Raw genomic sequence first — 6,510 nt, 5'->3', positions numbered from 1 at the left:
GATCCTCGAAACCTCGGACGTCACGGTCCCCTACAATGAGGGTTGCCTGTCGGTGCCGGACCAATATGCCGAGGTGCTCCGCCCCGACCGTGTCCGCGCCCGCTGGCAGGAGCGCGACGGCACGCGGCGCGAGGAATGGATCGACGGCCTCCTCGCGGTCTGCCTCCAGCACGAGATCGACCATCTCAACGGCATCCTCTTCATCGATCATCTCTCCCGCCTGAAGCGCGACATGATCATGAAGAAGCTCGTCAAGGCCCGCCGCGACCAGGGGGCGAAACGAGCGGCCTGAATCCCAGCGCGCTCCCGACCATCTCCACGATATGCGCGATGGCGGATAACGTCATCGCGATGAACATGCTGCCGACCATGACGAAGATCAACGCATGGAATGCCGGCACTCGCCAGCCGAGGTCGAGTACCCAGGTTGTGAGCGCTATGGCGGCCAACCAGCCGGTCGCCCCGAGTTGGACGAGCATAAAAACACCCCTGCCGTAGGTGATCCGGCCATATCCGGCGGGGGACAGGCCGGATCGGCTCCTCATCCGATCGAACAAATATCGAATGCCGGACAAAGCAAGCGCGCTGACAAGGGCAGCCGCCACCGCCAGCACGCCTACCGGATTGCGGGAGAACCAGCCAAGCACATCGACGAACACGCAGACGCCAAGCAAAATCAGCGCCATCAATCCGCCGCCCAAGAAAATCAACCGCTTCACCACCCCCGGCCGATCCAGCCAGTCGAGCGCCGCAGCTTGCGCTTTCTCGGTCATGGATGTCGTGTCGCACGGTGTGGGGACCGGGACAAGATTTGGCGGCTTGAGCGGTCCTCGTCCATGCTTTAGGTTCGCGCTTCGTTCCAAAGGACAAGCGCATGGACCCGATCCTCGTCATCCTTCTCGCCTTCGCCGCGCTCGCCGCTGGCGTCGCACTCGGCTGGCTGGTCGGGCGCGGACGGGCGGGCGCGCTGGCCGAGGAGCGGGCGAAGCAGGCCGAATTGCTGCGCCTGACTCTGAACGAGGTGACGAAGGAGCGCGACGACGCCATGCGCGACCTTTCCGGCCTCCAGGCCGATGCGCGCAATTTCGAGGCGCGGATGGCCGAATTGCGCGAGGCGAAGGACGCGCTCTCCGCCCAGTTCAACGAGATCGGCGCCAAATTGCTGAGCGAGGCGCAAAAGGCGTTTCTCGAACGCGCCGACGCCCGCTTCAACCAGGCGAGCGAGAAGAGCGACGCCCAGCTGAAGGCATTGCTCCAGCCGGTCGAGGCGACCTTGAAGCGCTACGAGGAGGGCCTCAATAAGGTCGAGAAGGAGCGGGTCGGCAGCTACGAGGCGCTGCGCGAGGCGGTGACCCTGCTCCACGCCGGCCACGCCCAGGTCCGCGACGAGACCCGCAACCTCGTCAACGCGCTCCGCTCCAGCCCCAAGGCACGCGGCCGTTGGGGCGAGCAGAGCCTTAAGAACGTGCTCGAACAGGCCGGGCTAACCCCTTATGCGGACTTCCAGACCGAGGTCTCGATCGACACGCAGGACGGCCGCCTCCGTCCCGACGTGATCGTCCGCCTCCCGGGCGGCCGCAAGCTCATCATCGACGCCAAATGCTCGCTGAACGCTTTCCTCGACGCGAGCGAGGCGACCGACGACGACGTCCGCGCGGCGCATCTCCAGAAGCACGCCGCCTCGATCCGCACTCACGCCCAACAGCTCGGCTCGAAGAATTATTGGGAGCAGTTCGGCGACGCCGCGGACTATGTCGTCATGTATATTCCCGGCGAGCATTTCCTCACCGCCGCGCTCGAGCAGGACGACGCGCTCTGGTCCTGGGCGTTCGAGCGCCGCGTCCTGCTCGCCACCCCGACCAATCTCGTCGCCATCGCCCGCACGGTTTCCAGCGTCTGGCGGCAGGAGAAGATCGCCGAGGAGGCGGCCGAGATCGCCCGGCTCGGCAAGGAGCTCCACGCCCGCTTGGCCACGATGGGCGGCCATGTCGCGCGGCTGGGTCGCAATCTCGAGCTCGCGACCGGCGCCTACAATGCCTTCGTCGGCAGCCTCGAAAGCCAGGTGCTGACCCAGGCCAAGCGCTTCGAGACGCTGGAAGTCTCCAGCGGCGCCAAGGCGATCGAGGAGCTCCCCGTCGTCGAAACCGCTCCCCGTCCGCTCACCAAGCTCTTCCCCACCGAAGGCGACGGGCAGCCGAACTGACTTAGTCGTCGGTCCGCACCCGCCTCAGCCGGACGGTTCCACGCTCTCCGGTTAACACCATCATCTCCGGATCCGGGTGGCTGATCCGCAGCGGCGCGGCGAGGATCTCAAGCAGGCGTGTCTCGCGCCCAGTTACCGCATGCCCGCAGTTCCGGGCGCCCCGACCCCAAGGTTCGTGCGTGGTGACGACGTCCTCGTCTTGCGAATATCCAGCCGAGAATCGGTTGCAGCCGCCATAGCCGACGAAGCCGCCGACATGGAAATCGATTGCGAACCGATCGTCGCGAAGCAAGTCCCCGGTCAGCTCGGTCGCCTCGCCGTCGATCTCGACGAACAGCCAGCTCGTGCCCGCGAGCGAACCTTCGGGCAACTCCGTCCCACCACAGCCCGCAAGCTGCTCCCCATCGACGGTGACGAATACCCAATCTGTATAACGCCGGCCGTCGCTGGCCTGGCAGGTCACGCCGGGGATGGGGCTCGCTTCGATCCGCGCCGCCCGATAATAGACCGTGCCCTGTTCCTCTTCGGGCGCGGGCGCGGGCTCCGAGATCGCGGGCTGCCCCGGCGCCTCATAGGTCAGCCGCCCGTCTGCGATGGTCAGAGTCCAGGGCGCATCCTCGCCCACCACGCGATAGCTTTCCGATTCGGGCACTGCGGCCTGCCAGGCCGCCGCAAGCGCGATAAGGCCAAGGATCATTGCGCCGGGACTCTAGTTGATCACTTGGTTGAGCTGCAGCGAGCCGTTCGTGCCGGTCAGGATCAGGCAGTCGCCCTCCTCGGGCCTAGACGTCATCACTGGGCCGTCGAGGATCGCCAGCACGCGGCGTTCGTGGCCCATGCCGGGCTCGGGACAGGCCATTCGTGCGATCGCCCATCGCCGCATCGCCCTTTCTTCACTCGGGCGGCGCGCGCAGCACGCGCCCGCCGCAGCCGCTGAACGCGATCCCGTCCGCGATGACGTCCACCCGGTCGGCGCGCACCTGCTCGCTCTCGTCCTCGCAGCGCTCGGGCCGGATCGTCACCACCAGCCGCCCGGTCGTGTAGCGCCGTCCAGCCCCGATCCGTCGCGCGCGCGGCGCGGGCACGTCGATCTCGCGGCCGTCATAGCGGTGGATCATTCGGCCGTTCGCCATTTCCAGCGACCAGAACGGCTCAGCGCCGTCCGCCGTATAAGGCGTCCCGGTCTGCGCCGCGGCCAGCAAGGCCAGCAGAATGCTCACGCCCGCCGCCACTGGTTGATGACCTCATAGGCCATCACCGCCGTCGCCACGGCGGCGTTGAGGCTGTCGGCCTTGCCCAGCATCGGCAGCTTCACCAGCACATCGCACTCCGCTTCATAGGCGCGCGGCAGGCCCGCCTGCTCGTTGCCGACCAGAATGAAGGCGGGCTTGGCATAGCGCGCCGCCTGATAATCGGTCGTCGCATTGAGACTGGTCCCGATCAACTGGCCCGGCCCTGAACGCAGCCAGGGGAGGAACGTCTCCCAGCGCGCCGCGGCGATGCGCTGCGTGAACAAGGCCCCCATCGAGGCGCGCACTGCCTCGACCGAAAAGGGATCGGCGCAATCGTCGATCAGGATCAGCCCGCCCGCGCCGACCGCGTCTCCGGTCCTCAGGATGGTGCCGAGATTGCCCGGATCGCGCAGCGCCTGGGCGACGATCCACAGAGGCGCGGCGGCGCGGTCGATGGCTTCCAGCGCGGTATCGAACTGCCGATAGACGCCGATCACGGTCTGCGGATTGTCCTTGCCGGAAATCTTGTGGAGGATGTCGCTCGTCGTCTCGATCGCCTCGCCGCCCGCGGCCTCGGTTTCCTCGATCAGCTTTGCGATCAGCTTGTGCGAGGAATCGCTGAAGAACAGCAGCTCGGGCAGCCGCCCCGTCTCGCGTGCCTCAGTCAGGATGCGGAGCCCCTCGGCCAGAAACAGCCCCTCGCGGCGGCGGTGCTTCTTGTCGCGCAAGCTCCGCGCCAGCTTGACCAGCGGATTGGAGAAAGCGGTGACCTGGCGGGGCATTATCTCGTCGTCCCGGCGAAGGCCGGGGCCTCGGGACAAGAAGGCACGGCACTTTCCGCTGAGATCCCGGCCTTCAGCCTTTGGCTGAAGTTTACCCTGAGCGCCTGCCTTGCAGGCAGCCGAAGGGCCGGGATGACGAGGGGCCTCACCATCTCACTCCTCGTGAAAGCGCGCCTCGACCAGGGCAGCGAGCTGCTCGACCGCCAGCTCCGCTCCCATCCCCGTCGCGCTGATCGTGATCGTGTCGCCCATCGCCGCGCCCAGCATCATCAGCCCCATGATCGAGGTGCCGCAGACCTTGCTGCCGTCCTTCTCGACCTCGATCGCGGCGTCGATCTGGGAGGCGAGGGTGACGAATTTCGCGCTGGCGCGGGCATGGAGGCCGCGCTTGTTGAGGACCTCGACCGTGCGCATCACCGCGTTCAAGCAGCCGCCTCGCCCAGCACTTCCGAGGCCACGGAGATATATTTGCGCCCCGCCTCGCGCGCGGCGGCGACCGCGGAGCGGACGTCCATCACCTTCCTCGCGCCCTCCAGCCGGATCAGCATCGGCAGGATGACGCCCGCGATCACCTCGATGCTCTCGCTCTTCATCAGGCTGATCGCGAGGTTGGAGGGGGTGCCGCCGAACAGGTCGGTGAGGATGATCACGCCGTCGCCCTCGTCGACCTTGGCGATCGCCTTGGTGATGTCCTTGCGGCGCTTCTCCATATTGTCGTCCGCGCCGATATTGATCGCCGCGATCCGCTCCTGCGGGCCGACCACATGCTCCATCGCGGTAATGAATTCGGACGCAAGCCGACCGTGCGTCACCAGCACCAAACCGATCATCTATTCACCTTGGCCGTCGTCCGCCTTTTCGTTCGCCGTAGGGACCCCCGCCCCCTGGAGTCGCTCGATCCCGTCGCGCGGCGGCGTGGCGAGGTCGCGATGGTCCAGACTGGGGGAAAAACCCGCCTCGCGCAACCGTGCCGCGACTCGCTCCGCCACGTGGACCGAGCGGTGGCGCCCGCCCGTACAGCCGAACGCGACCGAGACATAGGATTTTCCTTCGGCCCGGTAGCGCGGCAGCAAGGTCAGCAACAGCTCCTCGATCCGCGCGACCGAATCCTCATAGGCCTCGTCCTCGGCGATGTGCGCCGCCACCGGCGCATCGAGCCCGGTCAGCTCGCGCAGCCTCGGCTCCCAATGCGGATTCCTGAGGAAGCGCATGTCGAAGACGAGGTCCGCATTTCGCGGCAGCCCGCGCGCGAAACCGAAGGACTGGATCGAGAGAGTCGGGGAGTGTTCCTCGTGGCCGAAGCGGTCGCGGATTTGCTGGCGCAGCGCATTGGCGCCGCTGTCGGTCGTGTCGATCACGAAGTCGGCCCAGCGCTTCAGCGGCGCCATCGTCTCGCGCTCCTCGGCGACGCCGTCGGCGGCGGGACGGTCGGCGGCGAGCGGATGGCGGCGGCGGGTCTCGGAATAGCGGCGGATGAGCTCGGGCGCCTGGCAATCGAGGAACAGGGTTTCGAGCGGCTGGCCGTGCTCCTTTTCGACCCGCTTGATTTGGCCGACCAGCCGCTCCGCGTTGAAGCCGCGGGTGCGGCTGTCGAGGCCGATCGCGAGCGAACGCCCCTGCTCCGCCCCGGCCGGGAGCGGCGTCGCGAGCAGATGGTCGAGCAGCGACAAGGGAAAATTGTCGACCACCTCCCAGCCGATGTCCTCGAGCGTGTCGAGCACGGTCGATTTGCCCGCGCCCGAAAGGCCGGTGACGAGCAATATCCGTCTGGGAGCCGAGCGGCGTGCCACTGATCAGGAGAGTCCGAATTGCCTCAGCGCGGCTTCTACCTTGATCGGCGCCGACGCCTCAAGCGCGCTCAGCGCCACCACCGGGACGGCGATGCCGGCGACGCTCAGCGTCCCGCCCGGCTCGGGCAGCCGCTCGGGCGCGTTGTCCAGGTCGACGAACAGGGCGACCGGCACGTCGCTCTCGGCCGGGCTGTCGATCACCCCGACGCCGCGCACCTCGATCTTGCCGGCGATGTTCGCGGGCGCGCTGGCGAGCAGCTTCTCGCCGTCGCGGCGGACATGGGTGTAATCGTCGCTGACCAGGGCCGCGCCGCGGTCGATCAGGCGCAAGGCGAGGTCGGATTTGCCCTGGCCGGAGCGGCCGCCGATCAGGACGGCGCGGCCGCCGATCGCCACCGTGCTGACATGCAGGGTCTCGGAGGACAAAGACGGCTGGCTCATCGTTCAGGCTCCCGGACAGCGGACCACGACGCGGGCGCCGGAGCGTCCGTCATGGCGGTTCT

The 6,510-nt window shown here is 67.4% G+C and carries 11 protein-coding genes; 2 read left to right on the top strand and 9 right to left on the bottom strand.

Going from position 1 to position 6,510, the window contains the following annotated elements; genetic code table 11:
• Positions 1–292, top strand: a 292-nt coding sequence (locus tag ACT4N8_RS00385; protein ID WP_444856148.1) for a peptide deformylase, incomplete at its 5' end; no start/stop codon positions are given.
• On the opposite strand, the gene ACT4N8_RS00380 is transcribed toward ACT4N8_RS00385, so the two are convergent.
• Complete coding sequence (locus tag ACT4N8_RS00380) at positions 252–773, bottom strand: hypothetical protein (protein WP_444856147.1); 522 nt, start codon at positions 771–773, stop codon at positions 252–254. The genes ACT4N8_RS00385 and ACT4N8_RS00380 overlap by 41 nt on opposite strands.
• Before the next feature lie 101 nt (positions 774–874).
• Here ACT4N8_RS00380 and rmuC point away from each other — a divergent pair, with 101 nt between their 5' ends.
• A complete protein-coding gene (gene rmuC, locus ACT4N8_RS00375) occupies positions 875–2,203 on the top strand; it encodes a DNA recombination protein RmuC (protein WP_444856146.1) in 1,329 nt (442 codons plus the stop codon).
• Position 2,204: 1 nt separating this feature from the next.
• On the opposite strand, the gene ACT4N8_RS00370 is transcribed toward rmuC, so the two are convergent.
• The 8 genes from ACT4N8_RS00370 to ACT4N8_RS00335 all read right to left on the bottom strand — a co-directional run bounded on the left by ACT4N8_RS00370 (position 2,205) and on the right by ACT4N8_RS00335 (position 6,448).
• Complete coding sequence (locus tag ACT4N8_RS00370) at positions 2,205–2,900, bottom strand: META domain-containing protein (protein ID WP_444856145.1); 696 nt, start codon at positions 2,898–2,900, stop codon at positions 2,205–2,207.
• A 12-nt stretch (positions 2,901–2,912) separates the two neighbouring features.
• Entirely contained in the window at positions 2,913–3,086 is a 174-nt protein-coding gene (locus ACT4N8_RS00365; protein WP_444856144.1) for a hypothetical protein, read from the bottom strand.
• Positions 3,087–3,096: 10 nt separating this feature from the next.
• The gene (locus ACT4N8_RS00360) at positions 3,097–3,423 is read right to left on the bottom strand and encodes a hypothetical protein (RefSeq protein WP_444856143.1); all 327 of its coding nucleotides are present in this window, start codon (positions 3,421–3,423) and stop codon (positions 3,097–3,099) included.
• Positions 3,420–4,217 carry a TrmH family RNA methyltransferase gene (locus ACT4N8_RS00355; RefSeq protein WP_444856142.1) on the bottom strand — a complete coding sequence of 266 codons (798 nt, stop codon included), beginning with the start codon at positions 4,215–4,217 and terminating at the stop codon, positions 3,420–3,422. Before ACT4N8_RS00355 ends, ACT4N8_RS00360 begins: the two co-directional genes overlap by 4 nt.
• Positions 4,218–4,370: 153 nt before the next feature.
• Positions 4,371–4,631: an HPr family phosphocarrier protein gene (locus ACT4N8_RS00350; RefSeq protein ID WP_444856149.1), complete on the bottom strand. Its 261-nt coding sequence runs from the start codon at positions 4,629–4,631 to the stop codon at positions 4,371–4,373.
• Between the two features lie 8 nt (positions 4,632–4,639).
• Positions 4,640–5,047: a PTS sugar transporter subunit IIA gene (locus ACT4N8_RS00345; protein WP_444856141.1), complete on the bottom strand. Its 408-nt coding sequence runs from the start codon at positions 5,045–5,047 to the stop codon at positions 4,640–4,642.
• On the bottom strand, positions 5,048–6,007 hold the full coding sequence (gene rapZ, locus ACT4N8_RS00340) for an RNase adapter RapZ (protein WP_444856140.1): 960 nt from the start codon (positions 6,005–6,007) through the stop codon (positions 5,048–5,050).
• Between the two features lie 3 nt (positions 6,008–6,010).
• Positions 6,011–6,448: an HPr kinase/phosphorylase gene (locus ACT4N8_RS00335; RefSeq protein ID WP_444856139.1), complete on the bottom strand. Its 438-nt coding sequence runs from the start codon at positions 6,446–6,448 to the stop codon at positions 6,011–6,013.
• Positions 6,449–6,510 lie beyond the last annotated feature (62 nt).

This window comes from Sphingosinicella sp., assembly GCF_052387495.1.
Lineage (GTDB): Bacteria > Pseudomonadota > Alphaproteobacteria > Sphingomonadales > Sphingomonadaceae > Allosphingosinicella.
The sequence above is the reverse complement of the archived record's forward strand: the minus strand, read 5'-3'. Positions and strand labels throughout refer to the sequence as shown.

Coding starts and splice junctions, on each gene's coding strand:
- ACT4N8_RS00350 (WP_444856149.1), bottom strand. CDS start 4,631: ATGCGCACGGTCGAGGTCCTCAACAAGCGCGGCCTCCATGCCCGCGCC.
- ACT4N8_RS00370 (WP_444856145.1), bottom strand. CDS start 2,900: ATGATCCTTGGCCTTATCGCGCTTGCGGCGGCCTGGCAGGCCGCAGTG.
- ACT4N8_RS00355 (WP_444856142.1), bottom strand. CDS start 4,217: ATGCCCCGCCAGGTCACCGCTTTCTCCAATCCGCTGGTCAAGCTGGCG.
- ACT4N8_RS00345 (WP_444856141.1), bottom strand. CDS start 5,047: ATGATCGGTTTGGTGCTGGTGACGCACGGTCGGCTTGCGTCCGAATTC.
- ACT4N8_RS00365 (WP_444856144.1), bottom strand. CDS start 3,086: ATGCGGCGATGGGCGATCGCACGAATGGCCTGTCCCGAGCCCGGCATG.
- ACT4N8_RS00335 (WP_444856139.1), bottom strand. CDS start 6,448: ATGAGCCAGCCGTCTTTGTCCTCCGAGACCCTGCATGTCAGCACGGTG.
- rmuC (WP_444856146.1), top strand. CDS start 875: ATGGACCCGATCCTCGTCATCCTTCTCGCCTTCGCCGCGCTCGCCGCT.
- ACT4N8_RS00380 (WP_444856147.1), bottom strand. CDS start 773: ATGACCGAGAAAGCGCAAGCTGCGGCGCTCGACTGGCTGGATCGGCCG.